General features: G+C 70.3%; 17 protein-coding genes. 10 read left to right on the top strand and 7 right to left on the bottom strand.

Annotated features, from left to right (window positions below; genetic code table 11):
- The 3 genes from AB0J52_RS07895 to pdxR form a co-directional block, all read right to left on the bottom strand.
- A partial coding sequence (locus tag AB0J52_RS07895) for a twin-arginine translocation signal domain-containing protein (protein ID WP_500180804.1) occupies positions 1-101 on the bottom strand: 101 nt, incomplete at its 3' end.
- 387 nt (positions 102-488) lie between these two features.
- Complete coding sequence (locus tag AB0J52_RS07890; RefSeq protein WP_500180802.1) at positions 489-1,742, bottom strand: metal-dependent hydrolase family protein; 1,254 nt, start codon at positions 1,740-1,742, stop codon at positions 489-491.
- A gap of 221 nt (positions 1,743-1,963) precedes the next feature.
- On the bottom strand, positions 1,964-3,448 hold the full coding sequence (gene pdxR / locus AB0J52_RS07885; protein ID WP_500180801.1) for a MocR-like pyridoxine biosynthesis transcription factor PdxR: 1,485 nt from the start codon (positions 3,446-3,448) through the stop codon (positions 1,964-1,966).
- Positions 3,449-3,684: 236 nt separating this feature from the next.
- Between pdxR and AB0J52_RS07880 the strand changes: the two genes are divergently transcribed.
- Both AB0J52_RS07880 and AB0J52_RS07875 read left to right on the top strand, forming a co-directional pair.
- Complete coding sequence (locus tag AB0J52_RS07880; RefSeq protein WP_500180800.1) at positions 3,685-4,839, top strand: diaminopropionate ammonia-lyase; 1,155 nt, start codon at positions 3,685-3,687, stop codon at positions 4,837-4,839.
- Between the two features lie 12 nt (positions 4,840-4,851).
- Positions 4,852-5,727: an alpha/beta hydrolase family protein gene (locus AB0J52_RS07875; protein WP_500180799.1), complete on the top strand. Its 876-nt coding sequence runs from the start codon at positions 4,852-4,854 to the stop codon at positions 5,725-5,727.
- A 40-nt stretch (positions 5,728-5,767) separates the two neighbouring features.
- Here AB0J52_RS07875 and AB0J52_RS07870 read toward each other — a convergent pair whose 3' ends face one another.
- Positions 5,768-6,418 carry a hypothetical protein gene (locus AB0J52_RS07870; protein WP_500180798.1) on the bottom strand — a complete coding sequence of 217 codons (651 nt, stop codon included), beginning with the start codon at positions 6,416-6,418 and terminating at the stop codon, positions 5,768-5,770.
- Between the two features lie 171 nt (positions 6,419-6,589).
- Here AB0J52_RS07870 and AB0J52_RS07865 point away from each other — a divergent pair, with 171 nt between their 5' ends.
- Both AB0J52_RS07865 and AB0J52_RS07860 read left to right on the top strand, forming a co-directional pair.
- A complete protein-coding gene (locus AB0J52_RS07865) occupies positions 6,590-6,997 on the top strand; it encodes an ATP-grasp domain-containing protein (RefSeq protein ID WP_500180803.1) in 408 nt (135 codons plus the stop codon).
- A 92-nt stretch (positions 6,998-7,089) separates the two neighbouring features.
- A complete protein-coding gene (locus tag AB0J52_RS07860; RefSeq protein ID WP_500180797.1) occupies positions 7,090-7,722 on the top strand; it encodes a sulfotransferase family protein in 633 nt (210 codons plus the stop codon).
- On the opposite strand, the gene AB0J52_RS07855 is transcribed toward AB0J52_RS07860, so the two are convergent.
- Positions 7,705-8,508 (bottom strand): trypsin-like serine peptidase, encoded by an 804-nt coding sequence (locus tag AB0J52_RS07855; protein ID WP_500180796.1) that lies wholly within the window; start codon positions 8,506-8,508, stop codon positions 7,705-7,707. The two genes, AB0J52_RS07860 and AB0J52_RS07855, sit on opposite strands and share 18 nt — an antisense overlap.
- Before the next feature lie 599 nt (positions 8,509-9,107).
- Here AB0J52_RS07855 and AB0J52_RS07850 point away from each other — a divergent pair.
- Positions 9,108-9,650: a hypothetical protein gene (locus AB0J52_RS07850; protein ID WP_500180795.1), complete on the top strand. Its 543-nt coding sequence runs from the start codon at positions 9,108-9,110 to the stop codon at positions 9,648-9,650.
- Between the two features lie 343 nt (positions 9,651-9,993).
- Here AB0J52_RS07850 and AB0J52_RS07845 read toward each other — a convergent pair whose 3' ends face one another.
- Positions 9,994-10,437 (bottom strand): MarR family winged helix-turn-helix transcriptional regulator, encoded by a 444-nt coding sequence (locus tag AB0J52_RS07845; protein ID WP_500180794.1) that lies wholly within the window; start codon positions 10,435-10,437, stop codon positions 9,994-9,996.
- 100 nt (positions 10,438-10,537) lie between these two features.
- On the opposite strand from AB0J52_RS07845, the gene AB0J52_RS07840 reads away from it, so the two are divergent.
- The 4 genes from AB0J52_RS07840 to AB0J52_RS07825 all read left to right on the top strand — a co-directional run bounded on the left by AB0J52_RS07840 (position 10,538) and on the right by AB0J52_RS07825 (position 14,271).
- On the top strand, positions 10,538-11,761 hold the full coding sequence (locus AB0J52_RS07840; protein WP_500180793.1) for an alpha/beta fold hydrolase: 1,224 nt from the start codon (positions 10,538-10,540) through the stop codon (positions 11,759-11,761).
- Between the two features lie 250 nt (positions 11,762-12,011).
- The gene (locus AB0J52_RS07835; protein ID WP_500180792.1) at positions 12,012-12,404 is read left to right on the top strand and encodes a GntR family transcriptional regulator; all 393 of its coding nucleotides are present in this window, start codon (positions 12,012-12,014) and stop codon (positions 12,402-12,404) included.
- Entirely contained in the window at positions 12,401-13,306 is a 906-nt protein-coding gene (locus AB0J52_RS07830) for an ABC transporter ATP-binding protein (RefSeq protein ID WP_500180791.1), read from the top strand. The genes AB0J52_RS07835 and AB0J52_RS07830 overlap by 4 nt, the downstream gene beginning before the upstream one ends.
- Positions 13,303-14,271 carry an ABC-2 membrane transporter-related protein gene (locus AB0J52_RS07825; RefSeq protein WP_500180790.1) on the top strand — a complete coding sequence of 323 codons (969 nt, stop codon included), beginning with the start codon at positions 13,303-13,305 and terminating at the stop codon, positions 14,269-14,271. The genes AB0J52_RS07830 and AB0J52_RS07825 overlap by 4 nt, the downstream gene beginning before the upstream one ends.
- 108 nt (positions 14,272-14,379) lie before the next feature.
- Here AB0J52_RS07825 and AB0J52_RS07820 read toward each other — a convergent pair whose 3' ends face one another.
- Entirely contained in the window at positions 14,380-14,880 is a 501-nt protein-coding gene (locus tag AB0J52_RS07820) for an NUDIX domain-containing protein (protein WP_500180789.1), read from the bottom strand.
- A gap of 267 nt (positions 14,881-15,147) precedes the next feature.
- Between AB0J52_RS07820 and AB0J52_RS07815 the strand changes: the two genes are divergently transcribed.
- Positions 15,148-16,019 (top strand): molybdopterin oxidoreductase family protein (locus AB0J52_RS07815; protein ID WP_500180788.1); only part of this gene is annotated, 872 nt, incomplete at its 3' end.

Raw genomic sequence — 16,019 nt, 5'->3', positions numbered from 1 at the left:
CTGGCCGCCTCGCCCAGCAGCGGTGCCGCCGCGGCGGCACCGGCCACCACGGCCGCGCCCCGCAGCAGCGAACGTCGATTCCACGCGCTTTCATCGCCCACAGGGCCTTCTCCTTTTTGCGATCACCTCGAAGCCGCGGCGGCATGCCTTCGGCACGGACCCGTGTGGTCCATGCCTCCACTGAAGACAAAAGTGTGTTGCGGGGGCGTATGGGTTCTCCGATACGTCCGCGATACACGGAGCCACGGCCTCCCGGCATCAAGGAACCGCCGCAAGACGGCAGTGGCCGCGGCGGGGGCGCCGGTCCGGACGGCGGCGCGGGCGAGCGTGGAGATCTCGTCCGCGCCGCCGTCAACGGTGAGCACGACGAGAGCGGGCCGTCATCGAGAGACAGCGCCCGAAGGTCGAGCGGCGAGGGTGGTGGCGTCGGTCTGGTGATGAGGATGCTTGGAGGGCCGACGGTGAGGGTGGGGCGGCCACTCGTTCCTTCAGCGGGAAGGCGCCCAGGCGAGTTCCGGAGTGTCGGCGGCCGCACCGGTGTCGTCGCGGAAGACGCGGCCGCCTTGGGTGACGAACTGAACGCGCGTCAGGCTGCCGATGTCGGTGAGCGGGTCGCCGTCCACGGCGATGAGGTCGGCGTGGGCGCCGTCGGCGAGTGTGCCGACCTGTCCGTCCCGGCGGAGTACCTCGGCGGCGACCACGGTCGCGGAGCGGATGACCGCCATCGGTTCCATTCCGTACTCGACCATGAGTGCGAACTCCGACATCTGCCCGCCATGGTCATAGGAGCCGACATCCGTACCGAACGCGATCTTCACGCCGAGTTCCAGCGCGCGCCGGAAGGCGCCCTCGTGGCGGCTGACGAACCGACGGTCGAAGTCGGTGTGCTGCCGCTTGTGGTACGTCCCCAGGGTGGGCACCCAGTACGTGCCACGCTCGGCGAGGAGCCGGAGGTCGTCCTCGGTCAACAGGGGACCGTGCTCCAGGGTCCGGACGCCGCCCAGGATCGCCGCCTGCGCGCCGTCGCCGCCATAGGCGTGCGCGGCCACGTCCCGCCGGTAGCGGGCCGCCTCGGCGACGATCGCGCTGACGTCCTCGACGGTCATCTGATGCAGCGGCTCCATCGTTTCGGGGTCGACGTGCCGCCGGGTGCTGGTGCAGTAGATCTTGATCCAGTCGGCGCTCATCTTGATCTGCCGGCGCACCTCCTTGATCATGTCGTCTCGCGAGTCGGCCATGCCGGCCGGGTCGGGCAGCCCGAGCTCGGGGTTGATCTCGGAGACCAGGGTCATGTCACCGGCGGTGATGGAGATCGCGTCGGTCGCGACCTCGAGCCGCGGTCCGGGGACGATGCCCCGCGCCACCACGTCGCGCAGGGCCGTGTCGCAGTGCACCGCGCCTTCGTTGCCGGTGTCGCGCGCCGTGGTGAAGCCGATCTCCAGGGCCCGCCGGGCCGCGGCGACGCCCTCGGCCATCCGGTAGACGTTCGTCTTGAAAGTGATCGCGGGAGGCCACACCTGGTCTTCAGGACGCAGAAGCATGTGCGTGTGGCAGTCGATCAAGCCGGGCAGGAGGGTCGCCGCGCCGAGGTCGACGACGGGCACGCCCGCCGGCTGCTCGGACAGGCGGCCGACGATTCGGCCTCCCCGAACATGCACGAAGGCGTCTTGGAGTGTTTCGCCTGCGGCCGGGTCCAGGACCCGCGCGGCGCGGACGGCGTATTCGGCTCCGGTGGTACTCATCTTTTCCTCCCGCTCTCGGTGCTTACGTCCCGACTATTTCGGCGAACCGGTCTGCCCTGAAGGCCCAGTTCCGGCAAAGGCGTTAGGCCAGTTGTGGTGACCCCACGAGATCACCCCTGGTCAGTCAGTCATCGGATGGGTACGGACCCGGTCGGCCGTCACCTCATAGATCGAGGCGGACAGTCATCCGCTCACGCGCGCGATGTGGAGAAGACTGGGATTTACGGCGTGGTGGCGCGCCGGGCGGGGAGAGCGGCGGCCATCCGGCGGACCGCCTCGCGGATCTCCGACTCGTTCAGCGAAGCGAAGGAGAGCCGGATGTTCGGCATGGCCTCCCCGGAGAAGGCGTAACGGCGGCCGGTGTGGAACGCCGCGCCGCCGCGCAACGCCCGCTGGGCCCACGCGTCGACGTCGATGTCGTTCTCCACTGAGCACCAGACTCCGAGTCCACCCGCCGACGGGGTCGCGTGGACCACGCCCGGCAGATGCTCCTCAAGCGCTGCGAGCAATGCGGTTCGCCGTGCGGCGTAGTCGCGGCGGAGCCGGTTGACGTGCCTCTGGATCTCCCCGTCATGCAGCAACTCGGCGACCGCGACCTGCACGACGTGGTCACCGTGCAGGTCGAGCACCATGCGGCGGGCGGCCAGGGATTCCACGAAGGAGGCCGGGGCGACCACGAATCCGATCCGCAGGCCGGGTGCGAACACCTTTGACAGGGTGCCGACGTACACGACACTGCCGTGCGTGTCGAGGCTGGCCAGTGGCTGTACGGGCCTGCCCTCGTCGTGGAACTCGTGATCGTAGTCGTCCTCGATGACGGCGAAGCCGTGGCGGGCGGCGAGGTCGAGCAGGGCCATCCGCCGTTTCGCCGACAGCGTGACGGTCGTCGGGTACTGCCGATGCGGGGTGATGTAGACCGCACGCAGCCGTTCGGTGCGGGCGATCTCCGCCAGCGCGTCCACGCGCAGGCCCGCCTCGTCCACCGGCACCGGAGTCAGCCTCGCCCCGATCTGCCGGAACGCCTCCCAGGCCGGCCGATAGCCGAGTGCCTCCACGGCGATCGTGTCGCCGGGGCCGAGCAGGGAAAGGCCCAGCAGCGTCCACGCCATCTGGCTGCCGTTGGTGATGAGGATGTTCGCCGAGTCCGCGGGCAGGCTCCGGGTGGCCGAGACCATCTCGGCGAGGGCGTCCCGGAGCCGGGGATGACCGGCAGGGTCGCAGTAGCCGAGGAGTTGGCGGTGGCCGAGGCGGAGCGCGCGCCGGTACGCGCGGCTCAGCTCCTCCGAACGGATCGAGGACAGGTCGGGCTGCCCGCTGCTGATGTCGAGTACGCCCCGCGGCCGCACGACCGGCCCGGGCAGCGTCGGCGCCGGGCGGATATCGAAGGCGGCGGCAGTGCTCGCGCTCCGGCCCCGCACGGTCACCTTCCGGGGCGTCGGCGCCCCGGCCGGCAGCTGGCTGGAGACGAAGGTGCCACTGGCGGCCGAGGTCATCAGCCACCCTTCTTCGATGAGCTCCTGGTAGGCCGCGAGAACCGTGTTGCGGTTCACCTCCAGGCGGTGGGCCAGCGTTCGTGTGCCGGGCAGCCGCGTACCCGGCCGGAGCCGACCGCGGGCGATGTCACCCGCGATGGCATGCGCGATCTGCCGGAACACCGGAAAGCCGGTTTCCCGGTCGAGTGTGACCGCAAGCTCCCACTGGGACATCGCACCATCCGAGTCGAGTCCTACGGGCCCCGGACCCCACGCGTTCCGGCCCCGCCTCATCGTCGAGTCTCGGACATCAACTGGTCTGCCGGGTAGATCCAGTATCGGGGATTCGCCTGGTCCAGCTGCCCCAGGGGCCGACTGGCACAACCCACTCCGCGTATCTGGATCTTGACCATTCGGGCTGCCGGCCGATGTCCTGCGATCAGGAACACCGTCCACACAGAGGAGCGACGTTGACCAGCACCGCGGCCGTCCATTCCGTCACGGCCGACATCGTCCTGAACAAGGCGGTGTCGGCCGCCCCGCCCGGCGGACCGTCCGACGACGCCACGCCGTTCGCGTTCCACCGCAGCCTTCCCGGATACCGGCCCACCCCGCTGATCGAATCACCGTCGCTGGCCCGGCGGCTCGGTGTCGGCCGCGTCCTGGTCAAACAGGAAGGCGGCCGACTCGGCCTGCCCTCCTTCAAGATCCTCGGAGCGTCCTGGGCCATCGCCCGAAGCCTGTACGCGCTCGACGACGCCGCTCTCCCCGCCGACTGCGATCTCGCAGCACTGCGGGCAAGTCTGGGGAAGCGCCGTCCAACGCTGGTGACCGCGACGGACGGGAACCATGGGCATGCGGTGGCGTGGATGGCCCGGCTGCTCGACCTGCCCGCCCACATCGTCACGGCCGCACCGACCGCCAAGTCCCGCGTCGAGGCGATCCGCCGGCTGGGCGTCCGGGTCACCGAATGGCCGGGCTCCTACGACGAGGCGGTCCAGCACACCGCCGGTATGGCCGCCGAGGATCCCGATGCCCTGCTGATCTCCGACACCTCATGGCCCGGCTACGAGACGGTTCCCGGCTGGGTGATCGCCGGCTATTCCACGATGTTCCACGAGCTCGACGCGCAGCTCACCGAGCAGGCGGCGCACCCCGACCTGATCTCCGTACCGGTGGGCGTGGGCTCGTTCGCCACGGCCGTGGTCCGCCACTGGCGGCCGGCGGACCACCGGCCGCACATCCTCGCGGTGGAACCAACCGACGCGGCGTGCCTGCAAGCATCGCTGCTGGCCGGCCGTCCGGTCCGCGTACCGGGACCGCACCGGTCGGTGATGGCCGGGCTCGACTGCGGCCGGCTGTCCCACATCGCCTGGCCGGACCTGCGCACCGGCATCGACGTGGCCGTACGCGTCGGCGACGCCCTCGCCGACGACGCCGTACGGGCTCTGGCCGCCACCGGCATCGAGGCGGGCGAGAGCGGGGCGGCGAGTCTTGCCGGGCTCCTCGCCCTCGACGACGCCCTCGGGGGAGCGGAACGCGCCACGATCGGGTTCGGCCCGCATGCCACCGTCCTGCTGCTCAACACCGAAGGAACGACAGCACGCCGCACGGGACACCACTGAGGAGCAATGCCCATGGACCGTGACCGTCTCCCTGAGAGTGAGGACGTCCACCTCGCCGGCCTGGGCGGATTTCACCTCGACGTGCCCGGGCACGGCCAGATGTACGTGCAGTACGCGCGTCTGCGTCGGCCTCGGGCACGCTTTCCACTCATCTGCTGGCACGGCGGCGGCCTGACCGGCGCCTCGTTCGAGAACAAGCCTGGCGGCGGCCCGGGCTGGCAGTGGTACTTCCTGTCCACCGGCCACGATGTCTACCTGTGCGACGGCCCGGGCGCGGGCCGGGCTCGTAGCCGGCAAGACCCGGCCGAACAGCCCGCCCGCGACGATAAGACGCTCTGGGAACTGTTCCGAATCGGGCCACCCGGCTCCTACCCCGCCCGCTCTCCCTACGCCGACAGCCGGTTCCCGGTAGCCGCCTTCGATGAGTTCGCCTCGCAGGTCGTACGCGGCACCGGGGTCGGTGACGCGTCACGCCAAGCCGTCCACGACGCATCACTCGCACACCTGGGCCCATGCGTACTACTCACTCACAGCGCGGCCGGTCCCATCGGCCTCCGAGCCGAAATCGCGGTCCCTGACCACGTACGGGGCCATGTGCTCATCGAGCCGTCCGGCGCACCCGACCCCGCCGAGGTGGACCTCACTCCGCTCAAACAGATCCCGCACCTGTTCATCTGGGGTGACCACCTCAACCTCGGCTGGCACACGCTGTACGACTCATCCCGCCGCTTCCACGAGGCCCTGCTGCGCGCCGGAGGAAGGTCGGAATGGATCGACCTGCCCGAGCATGGCCGGCGCGGCAACACCCACCTGATCATGATGGACGACGACTCCGACGAGGTCGCCGCCTTGATCTCCCGCTGGATGAGCCGGAACGAGCTGATCTGACACGCCGCCGGGACCGGCGGCCGTCATCACGGACCAGCGGTCACGGACAGCCCTTGATGGTGATCTTCTCGGTGTGGTCGAAGCTGACGGTGCCGTACTTGGTGATGATGTTCCGGTCGAACGTGTGGTGGATGACGCGGACGGTCATCTCGTTGCGCAGGGTGTAGACGCCCCGGAGGCAGTGCACCGGGTGGCCCTGCGGCTTGAGGCTGGTCTGGCTGGTGAAGTGGTAGCCGACGGTCTCCTGCTTCGGCCAGGGGTCAGAGCGGTTGATTCTGTTCGGCCCGGTCAGGGTGTATTTGCCGCTCTCGATCCGGCAGCCCTCGTAAGCCCAGAACGGTTTGCCCAGCCGGCCCATGACCGTCAGGCTCGGCGTGAGCCTCTTGCACCACTCGAGGGGGATCTCCGGCTTGATGTAACCCGGAGGGCCCTTCTCGTCGTAGACCAGGCAGTTCCAGTTCTGGATCTCCAGCTGCTTGTCCTTGTCCTGGTCGTAGTGCTTGGGGTCGGCGCACTGCCAGTGCTTGGACTCCATGTCGCCGAAGTCGGCGCGCGCCGCCGGAGCCCAGACCGTCAGCGCCACCAGAGGCGCCGCGGCCGCCAGCGCGCGGGACAGGCCGTGCCGCGCCCCTGCGGCCGGTACCGGGCGGACGGGCCGCCGCAGCAGGCCGGGGCGTGCGTGCTCCTTCATCCGTGCATCACTCTCCGTAGTTGACTGCTACGGTATGTATCCGACGCGGGGGAGCGGGAAACGGCCCTCGGACACCTCCCGACGGACCGGCAGCGGAGAAGACGCCCATGACGACCACCGAACCCCCGGTGTGGCTGCTCCTCGGCCAGAACCTGCCCCCCGGGGCCGGAACTGGACGAGCTGCGGGCCGCCTTCGATGAGCACCTGGGCGAACGCTGGCAGGCGCGACGCGCCGACGAACTCCTGATCGCCGTCAAGGGCGGCCGGCATCTGCGCGTCTACGTCATCGACGGCGAGGTCGTCAGCGTCACCCGGTACACCTCAGCCGACGGCCGCTTCACCTCCAACCACCCCCAAGGCGGGACGACCGAGCCGTGCCGGGGCCTGCACCCGGAGGCCGAGGAACTCGCCGTCCAGGCGGCGGCGACCGGCATGCTCATCGCCGCGGTCGACGTCCTCTTCCGCGACGAGCGCGCCTTCGTCCTCTGCGAGATCAACGGCAGCCCGGGGTGGGAGCGGACGAATCCGGCCGTCCCTGACGCCATCGCACGGTGCGTCGCGGCCCGCGTCCGTCGCTGACCGCGCCGTCCGCCGACGACCCGCGCCGCGGCCGCACACGGAAGGAGAGGACCGTCGATGTCCGATGGCACGGAGAGGGCCTCTGGGAGGCCGTGGGCCCCTTCCCCGCACCGGGCGACGCCGACCGGACACCGGGCGGCTCCGGGGAGCACGAACGCTTCCGGGATGTGGTGACGCCCCATCTCAAGCAGATGCTCGACGTCTCCTCGCCCCACGCCTACGAGGACGCGAAGCTGCTGTGCCTGTCGTTCGCCTCGGCGCTGCTGGAAGGCCGCACGCTGATGCCCGAGTACCGGGACTGGCAGCAGGGGACCGACCAGCTCTTCGCCTACCGGTACCTGCGCACGACCCTGCAAGCCCTCACCTGGCTGCGGGGAGGGGAGCGCTGGCTCCTGAAGTCACCGCAGCACGCCGAGCATCTTCCGGCCCTCAAGGCCGTCTTCCCTGACGCCACCGTGGTCTTCACCCACCGCGATCCGGTCAAGGTGACCGCGTCCCTGCCCATGCTGCGGGCCTACACGATGCGGCGCACGCTCCACCCGATCGACCTGCGGGCGGTGGGCCGCTACTGGACGCAGCGCACCGAGCGGTTCCTGGAGCGCCTGCTGGAGCACCGAGCGCTGTTCCCCGCCGAGCAGTCCATCGACGTGGATCCCGCGCGGCTACGGCAACGCGTGTCCGCGTATGCGGACCACTTCGGCACCCGGCTAGAGCCGTGCCAGTAGAGCGTGGGTGCGGCCTGCGATGGCTCTGTGGAACAGGCTGACCGCGGCATACCCGTAGATCGGGGCGTAGGTGACCCAGTCGTCGTTGGCGTCGTCGCCGCCTCCGTTGTATCCCCCGACGCTTCCGATGATGTCGGTGCCGTTCTCGATCCACGGCCCGCCGGAGACTCCGTTGAAATATCCCTTGCAGTACATCTTCATCTGATGGAACCGCGGAGCCCGTGACGTGGTCACGTCGCAGTAGATCGGCTGATGGCCGGGGTTGATGGTCCCCTTGCCGGGATAGCCGATCACTCTGACCCTGTGCGAATACCCGGTGGTGGGCATGAAGTTCAGCGCGCCGACCGCCTGCTCCGGGAGTCGGCCTTCGTCGTTGGGGCCCACCCGGACGAACGCCAGGTCGAGGTCGGAATCGGCGCCCTTCGAATTGGCGGTATATCTATCGTCGACATAAGGTTCCTCTTTCATTGGAAAGATGCCGTAGGGCTGGTCGGCCGCCGAGCTTCTGTCCTTGTACTTCGGGACGAAAATCGGGAGAGCCGAGTCCTTCAGGGCGAGTGCACAGTGCCCGGCGGTCAGGACCAGGTCTCGGGTGGGGGTGTGGACGACGCTGCCGGTGCAAGAGGTGTTCCCACCCATGCTTTCGCTGTCGAAGAAGAAGGTGCCGACCTGGCGGATGCCTGCGAAGTGGATGCCTGCGGGCGTACCAGGGGGAGGCCCGGACACCCGGGAGCGCGTGCTGCTCGGTTCGCTGCGCCGGGCATCGACCGGGAGCGCTGTGGCCATGCGCTCGCGGGTCCAGTACCGCTCCGCCTTGCGAAGTCTGGCCGCATCGGCGTTACCGGGACCCCTCTTTCCTCGTATCGGGCTGGGTGTCGGAGCCCATTTCCCCCAAGGGTGCTTTCCGGTTCCGGCCAATGCCGAAGGCGCGGTGCAGGAAAGGGTGATCAACGCGATCACCGTCAAGCACGCGGAACGCAAGTCAGCCCCCAGCGTAGATCGTCATTCGGGCACCGAACCTCACAAAGTTCCCTCACGCGTGCAAAATGGTGCGCTGGCGTAGCGTTAGCTGATCTTTTTCGAGGAAGAGGATCCTATTGCGCCGACTCCGCAGCGAGCCTGCCGATACTGGTGTTCCTACGCATAACTTTGAGGAAGCCTTGGCAGGCGATGGTCGTCTCGAAGGCCTTCGGGGGGCGCGTGGCCCTGGTCCAGGTGCGTCGCAGCTTGCAGGGCTTTGCGGCAGGCCGCGGACACGAGCGTTGTGCATGGCGTGCGGTTGCCTGTGCAACGCGTGCGAGCGAGCCGCCCAGGGGGCGACGCGCGTCCCCGCTCATGCAACCATCTGGCGTCCTCATTACTTCGATCAGCCTAGGAACCGCTGCATGAGAATGAAGTTCGTCGTCGCCGGGGTGGCGTGCGCGGCACTCGCGGTCACCGGTGGGGTGGCGCTCGCCGGATCGGGGGATGCCCCTGAGACGAAGGCGGCTCCGGTCGCCGCGACCGCCGCCGCCGCACCCAAGACGCTCACGTTGGTGCGGTACTTCGGTGGCGCTCAGCAAAAGCACTGGGTGACCACCGCCGCCGCACCCGGCCCGCTCTACCGCCGCGAGGGGACGTTCCGCATCCTGGCGCAGCCCGCCGGCGGGACCAGGGCGCTCTACAGCTGCCTCAACGGTTACGTCCTCCTGGACCAGTTCGTGTCCGCGCGTTCGGACTGCGAAAGCCCCAAGAGTGTTGCCCTGGGCCGCGTCGGCTACGTGTACCTCAAGCCGCCGAAGGGCGTGAAGGTCAAGCCGCTCTACCGCTGCTCGATCGTGAACGGCTCCCGCTCGGAGCACTTCCTGTCGGCTCGCTCGGACTGCGAGCGCCGTCCGACCTCCGGCAAGCTCGTCGTCGAGGGCCGCCTCGGCTACACCCTGGTCTGACCGGGCTGGGGGCCGCCCCGCCGCGGCCCCCAGAAGAGACGACCATCGACACCTCCACCGGCTCGGCCACAGGTCGCCCGCCAGTCCGCGGGAGACGCCGCCGCCGATACGGAGAGTACTTGCGGGTGGGTTCGCGCTCCCATGGGGGACGGTGCGCTGGCCCGGGGGCGTTCCTCGGCGGATCCCTTGATACCCCAGGCTGCATCAGGCCCTGCAGCGGGCGGCCCTGCAAAGGCCCGGTTTTTGAGTGGACGGCCTTCCTCCTCGGCGATCACTCTCACGCGGGCCCGATGCGCGGAGGGAGAGGCGGCGGTGACCGCGGCCCGTCGATCCGCTCGGCCGGTCAGGCGTCGAGGCGGCGGGCCAGCCGTTCGATGGCGGCCAGGTGGGTGCGGAGGTCCCGCTGCTGCTCCGGGCTGAGGTGGTCGCGGAGCCGGCGTTCCAGTTCGAGGACCTGCCCGTCGGCCTTGTCGAGCAGCCGCCGGCCGTCAGCGGTGATCCTGGTCTCCAGGACGTGCCGGTGGGTGGGGTGGGGGGTGCGCTCGATCCGGCCTTCGCGGACGAGCCGGGCGACGGTCTGGTTCATCGCCTGGGGGGTGACGAAGCAGCGGCGCGCCAGTTCGGCGCTCGTGATGCCCGGCGTCTCGTCCAGCAGGATCAGCACGTTGTACTGGGCCAGCGTCAGGCCCGCCGCGCGGACCGCGGCCTCCTTGGCCTGCTGAGTCGCCTGTTCGGCGGTCTTGATGGCCGTCAGCAGCCGGCGCTGCGGCGCGAACTCGGGATCCATGAGAGAACTATAGCCTCCTGACAGCTATCAAGTAACTTGAATTAAGAAAAGATTCTTGTCTAGGCTTAGGGTCCTTGCCTACTGGGAGAGGAACCTCGTGATGACCGACTCCACCACCGCACGGCGCGCCTCCGAGGTCGCGCTGGACTATCTGGACGCCTTCGGAAAGGGCGATGCCGACACCGCGCTCGCCCTGCTCGCCGACGACGTCGTCTGGCACGTCGACGGCGCGCCCGAGGTCCCCACCGTCGGCCTGCGGCGGGGGCGGGACCGGATCCGGCGGTGGATGGCCGTCTTCCCCGCCGCGTTCGAACCGCTTGGCGGCCAGGTGTTCACCGTGGCCGACCAGGGTGACGACGCGGTCGTGTGCGGACGGTTCCACTTCCGGGTCAAGGCCACCGGCCGGACCGCCGAGGGTGACTACGCCGTCCGCTTCACGGTCCGGGACGGACGGATCGCCCGCTATCAGATCTTCGAGGACTCGCTGGCGCTCGCCGCCGCGTTCGGCGTCGAAACCGCGCCGGGCGCGCGGAGGATCCGCGTCAACGACACCGTGTACGGCTACGACGACACCGGCACCGGACCGGTGGCGCTGTTCCTGCACGGCCTGTTCGCCGACCGGTCGATGTTCGCCGCCCAGATCCGGGCCCTGACCGCCGCCCGCCGCTGCGTCGCTTTGGACCTGCCCGGTCACGGAGCCAGCACCTGGCCCGCCGGCGGCTGGACGCTCGACGACGTCGCGGAGGACCTGGCCCTGTTGATCACCGAGAACCGGTGGGGTCCGGTCGCGCTGGTCGGCCAGTCCCAGGGCGGCATGATCGCGATGCGGCTGGCCGCCCGCCACCCCCGGCTCGTCGAGCGCCTGGCCCTGGTCGGCACCACCGCCCGCGCCGAACCCGCCGACCGCCTGCCGCGGTGGCGGGAACGCCGCGCCGTGCTGGAGACCGGCGCCGCCGAGGACCGCAGGACGCTGTTCCGGCAGCTCCAGCACGCCGCGACGACGCCGGAGTGGCGGGCCGCTCACCCCGCCGCGGCCGCCGCCGAACTGGACGTGATGGCCGGCCACACCCCCGAGGCCATGCCGCTCGCACTGGACGCCGCGGTCCTGCACCGCACCGACGTTCGCGATCTGCTCCCCCGCGTCAAGGCGCCGACCCTCGTCCTGACCGGGCAGAACGACCAGGCCATGCCCGTCGAGTGGGCGGAAGAGACGGCCGCGCTGATCCCAGACGCGAACTTGCTGGTGCTGCCCGACGCAGCCCATCACCTCCCGCTGGAGGACCCGGACACGGTCACCGAGCACCTCACCCGATTCCTCGCCTGACCCGTCGGCGGCGCCCACCTTCGCCGCACCGTTCCCGCCAGGGGCGCCGAACTCCCGCTTGGTCGGTCCGGCCTCGGCCTCCTGGACGTGCACCGCGTTGTGCCCCTGGTGGACGACCTGCACCGGGTGGGTGCCGGACCGACCGGAGGTCTTCCACCTGCTCGTCCACCAGCCGCACGGCTCCTCATTCTCTTGACGGAGGAACAGCTATAGGCCAATACTCTAGTTAGCTAGATAATTAGGAGTCTCGATGATCGGTTTCCGGATCGACGGCCGGAGCGGGGTGCCGCCGTATCTGCAGATCGTCCAGCAGGTGCGGCAGGCGCTGCGGATGGGCGTGCTGGACCACGGTGACCAGTTGCCGACGGTCAAGGAGGTCGTCGGTGAGGTGGCGATCAACCCCAACACCGTGCTGAAGGCCTACCGCGAGCTGGAACGGGACGGGCTGGTGGAAGGACGTGCGGGTCAGGGCACGTTCGTGGTCGGCCGTCCGGCCGGGCCGCCGCCGGGCACGCACACCCGGCTGGGGCGCAGCCTGGCCCGGTGGGTGGCCGAGGCACGTGAGGCCGGACTCGACGACGAGGCGATGGAGTCGCTGCTGCGCATCACGCTGCGTGCGGCCGAAGAGGAAGGAGTGGCATGAGCGGGGCGACACCCCTGGCCGTGGAGACCCGTGGGCTGACCAAGCGGTTCGGCGTCAAGACGGCGTTGGAGGACTGCGGCATCGAGGTGCCGGAAGGCCGGGTGTCGGCGCTCATCGGGCCGAACGGGGCCGGGAAGACCACGCTCCTGCGGATGCTCTGCGGCCTGGCCCGTCCGAGTGAGGGTGAGGCCGAGGTGCTGGGCCGCCGCCCCGACCCTGACGACGCGGCGTTCCTGGCCGGCATCGGCTTCCTGGCTCAGGACATCCCGCTGTACCGGCGGATGTCCGCCGCCGAGCACATCGCGCTCGGCGGCCGCCTCAACGCTCGATGGGACGCGAACGCGGCCCGGGAGCGGATGGGGGCGCTGGGCATCGCGCTCGACCGGCCGGTGGCGACGTTGTCGGGTGGACAGCGCACCCAGCTGGCGCTGGCGCTCACCCTGTCCAAGAAGCCGCGTGTACTGCTGCTCGACGAACCGATGGCCGCGCTCGATCCGCTCGCCCGCCACCAGTTCCTCACCTCACTCGCGGAGGCGGTCGCCGATGGCGATCTGACCGTACTGATGTCCTCGCACCTGGTGCACGACCTGGAACGGGTCAGCGACCACCTGGTCTTACTCGATTCCTCCCGGGTGCGCCTGGCCGGCGACATCGACGACATCCTGGCGCGGCACCGGATCCTGAGAGGGGCCCGCCGCGACACCACGGTGATCGAACGGGACCACACGGTGGTCAAGGCGAGCCACACGGCCAGGCAGAGCACCCTGCTGGTGCGTCTGAACGGCCCGCTGCACGACCCTCGCTGGGAGGTGGCCGAGCCTGATCTGGAGGAGTTGATCCTCGCCTACATGGGCCACGCCGGCGCGTCCGTCCCGCTCGCGGCGATAGGAGAGGCCCGATGACCTGGCTCGTGTGGACGCAGTACCGCAGGCAGTTCACCTACACCGCTGCCCTGGTGGGTGCGCTGGCGGTCCTGCTGATCGTCACCGGCGCGGTGATGGACTCCGACTACCATTCGGCCCTGGACCGCTGCGGCACCGCCGGAAACTGCGCCGACCTGGGGTTGTTCCAGGGCAGTGGCTGGTCCGCGCTCACCACGACGGTGCCGTTGACCGTCGGCGTGCCGGTCCTGCTGGGTGTCTTCTGGGGCGTTCCGCTGGTGGCCGGGGAGTACGAGCAGGGCACCCAGCAGTTCGTCTGGACCCAGTCGACACCCCGCCGCCGATGGCTGCTGGCGAAGATCGGCTGGACGCTGGCGGCGGCCGCCGCGTGGGGCTCGGTCGTGGCCGCGTCGGTGACCTGGTGGTCGCGAACCGAGAACGCGCTAGACCACCACCGGTTCGACCCGTTCAAGTTCGACGTGCAAGGCGTGGTCCCGGCCGCCTACGCGGTGTTCGCGGTGGCGCTGGGCATCGCGGCCGGAGCCGTGCTGCGGCGCACGCTGCCGGCGCTGGGCGTGACCGTGGCCGGCTTCACCACGGTGCTGCTGGTCCTGCAGAGCTTCGTCAGGCCGCACTACCTGCCGACGAAGACCGCGAACCTGCCGCTGGCATCCCCGCACGGAGGGGCGCTCACCGGCTCGTGGCAGTTCGGCGGGCAGCTCCTCGACCCCACCGGTCAGGTCGTCGGCCACGTGGTCGGCGGGAGCGACTGGAACATCCAGCAGGCGATCCCGGCCGGCTGCGTCCTGAACGATCCCGACAGCGTGCGGCAGTGCCTGTCCGCCGGCGGATACCGCATGGTCCTGCACTACCAGCCGGCGTCCCGGTACTGGACCTTCCAGTTCATCGAAGCCGGGATTCTCCTCGCCCTCGCCGCGCTCCTCGTCGTGATCGCCTACCGGGCCGTCACAAGGCGAGACGCCTGACACGTCTTCGGGGGCTGAGTGAGGCGTCGAGCTGAATGCCGTGCAGTTAGGGGACTCCTAACCGCACACCGCCACCTTCTTGTCGCGCGCTCGGTCTGGCGGGGGTGGTCAGGGGGTGAGGGTTTGGGCGGGGAGGCCGGGGTCGTGGCCGTCTTCGAGGTAGACGGCGCGGTGTTCGGCCATCCCGCGGAGTGCCGGGCCCATGCGGCGGGCGATGTGGGCGGGCGCGAACTCGGGGACCCGGTCCGGTTCGACCAGCATGTGGTCGGACAACTCGTCCGGGGGGAGGGTGATTCCCGCGATCTCCGCGTCGGAGATCCGGCCGGCGAACACGAAGATGTTGACCGCGTCCACGCCGTCGCCGCGCGGCGGGCCCCAGTCGACGCAGACCAGGCCGGTGAGGCGCGGCGTCAGCCCGAGCTCCTCGCGGCATTCGCGCACGCAGGCGGCCAGCGGGGACTCGCCGTCCTCGATGACGCCGCCGGGCAGGAACCAGCCGTCCTTGTAGGTGGGTTTCACCAGGACGATCCGGCCGAGGTCGTCGACCAGGAGCGCCGCCGCGGCGCCGCGGGTACGGGGGAGCGAGGCGATGTAGGCGAGATCGGGCATGCCCCGAGCGTAGACGGGCGCGCACCGGCGGTGGCCGGGCGCGGGGGCCGGGAACGGGTGGACGGAGCGCGTCGCCGTTGATCCGTTCGGGGTGCCGCGGGGCCGCTGCCGAAAGCACCCTGACCGCGTTCGACAACGCTCGACACGGTCCCGGTCAAGGCCCGGGGGGCGTTTGACCTTCGCCGAGGCGGCGCGGTGAGGCGCATTTAACCGCGAGGTCATGGGCGGGAAGCTCATCCGAAACGGGGCGTCCGCAGGCTCTCGGGCATGACCGGAACCGCGACGCACTGCCCGTACTGCGCGCTGCAGTGCGGCATGACCCTGACTCCGCGAGACGCGTCCGTGGTGGTGGCTCCGCGCGAGGACGTGCCCGCGAACCGGGGCGGGCTGTGCCAGAAGGGCTGGACGTCCGCTGAGGTGCTCACCGTTCCGGATCGGCTGACGACGCCCCTGATGCGTTCGAGCCGGGACGCGCCGCTCGAGCCCTGCACCTGGGGCGAGGCGATCGAGCGGGTCGGCGGTGAGATCGTCCGGCTCCAGGCGGCGCACGGGCCGGACGCGGTGGCGGTGTTCGGCGGGGGCGGGCTGACCAACGAGAAGGCGTACCAGCTCGGGAAGTTCGCGCGGATCGCGCTCGGCACCTCGCAGATCGACTACAACGGCCGGTTCTGCATGTCGTCGGCGGCCGCGGCGTCCCTGCGGGCGTTCGGGATGGACCGGGGCCTCCCCGGGCCGGTCACCGACCTGGGCCGTTCGGACGCGGTGCTGCTGGTCGGCGGGAACCCGGCCGAGACGATGCCGCCCTTCCTGCGGCACCTGTCCGACCTGCGCGAACGCGGTGGCGCGCTGATCGTCGTGGACCCGCGCCGCACCGCCACGGCCCGGTCGGCCGACCTGCATCTGCGTCCGCTGCCCGGCACCGATCTCGCGCTCGCGAACGGGCTGCTTCATGTCGCGATCGCCGAGGGACTGGTGGACGAGGCGTTCGTCGCGTCCCGGACGGCGGGATTCGAGGCCGTCCGGACGGTGGTGAACGCGTACTGGCCGGGCCGGGTGGAGCGGATCACCGGCGTGCCCGTCCCGCAGTTGCGGGAGGCCGTCCGGCTGCTGGCGGGCGGCGAGCGCGCGCACGTCCTGAC

The sequence above is a fragment of the Spirillospora sp. NPDC049652 genome (assembly GCF_040675125.1).
Taxonomy (GTDB): Bacteria; Actinomycetota; Actinomycetes; order Streptosporangiales; family Streptosporangiaceae; genus Spirillospora.
The sequence above is the reverse complement of the archived record's forward strand: the minus strand, read 5'-3'. Positions and strand labels throughout refer to the sequence as shown.

Excerpts from the sequence above, each read along its gene's own strand:
- pdxR (WP_500180801.1), bottom strand. The coding sequence starts at position 3,448 with ATGTCCCAGTGGGAGCTTGCGGTCACACTCGACCGGGAAACCGGCTTT.
- AB0J52_RS07845 (WP_500180794.1), bottom strand. The coding sequence starts at position 10,437 with ATGGATCCCGAGTTCGCGCCGCAGCGCCGGCTGCTGACGGCCATCAAG.
- AB0J52_RS07850 (WP_500180795.1), top strand. The coding sequence starts at position 9,108 with ATGAGAATGAAGTTCGTCGTCGCCGGGGTGGCGTGCGCGGCACTCGCG.
- AB0J52_RS07830 (WP_500180791.1), top strand. The coding sequence starts at position 12,401 with ATGAGCGGGGCGACACCCCTGGCCGTGGAGACCCGTGGGCTGACCAAG.
- AB0J52_RS07835 (WP_500180792.1), top strand. The coding sequence starts at position 12,012 with ATGATCGGTTTCCGGATCGACGGCCGGAGCGGGGTGCCGCCGTATCTG.
- AB0J52_RS07855 (WP_500180796.1), bottom strand. The coding sequence starts at position 8,508 with ATGGCCACAGCGCTCCCGGTCGATGCCCGGCGCAGCGAACCGAGCAGC.
- AB0J52_RS07840 (WP_500180793.1), top strand. The coding sequence starts at position 10,538 with ATGACCGACTCCACCACCGCACGGCGCGCCTCCGAGGTCGCGCTGGAC.
- AB0J52_RS07820 (WP_500180789.1), bottom strand. The coding sequence starts at position 14,880 with ATGCCCGATCTCGCCTACATCGCCTCGCTCCCCCGTACCCGCGGCGCC.
- AB0J52_RS07870 (WP_500180798.1), bottom strand. The coding sequence starts at position 6,418 with ATGAAGGAGCACGCACGCCCCGGCCTGCTGCGGCGGCCCGTCCGCCCG.
- AB0J52_RS07890 (WP_500180802.1), bottom strand. The coding sequence starts at position 1,742 with ATGAGTACCACCGGAGCCGAATACGCCGTCCGCGCCGCGCGGGTCCTG.
- AB0J52_RS07825 (WP_500180790.1), top strand. The coding sequence starts at position 13,303 with ATGACCTGGCTCGTGTGGACGCAGTACCGCAGGCAGTTCACCTACACC.
- AB0J52_RS07875 (WP_500180799.1), top strand. The coding sequence starts at position 4,852 with ATGGACCGTGACCGTCTCCCTGAGAGTGAGGACGTCCACCTCGCCGGC.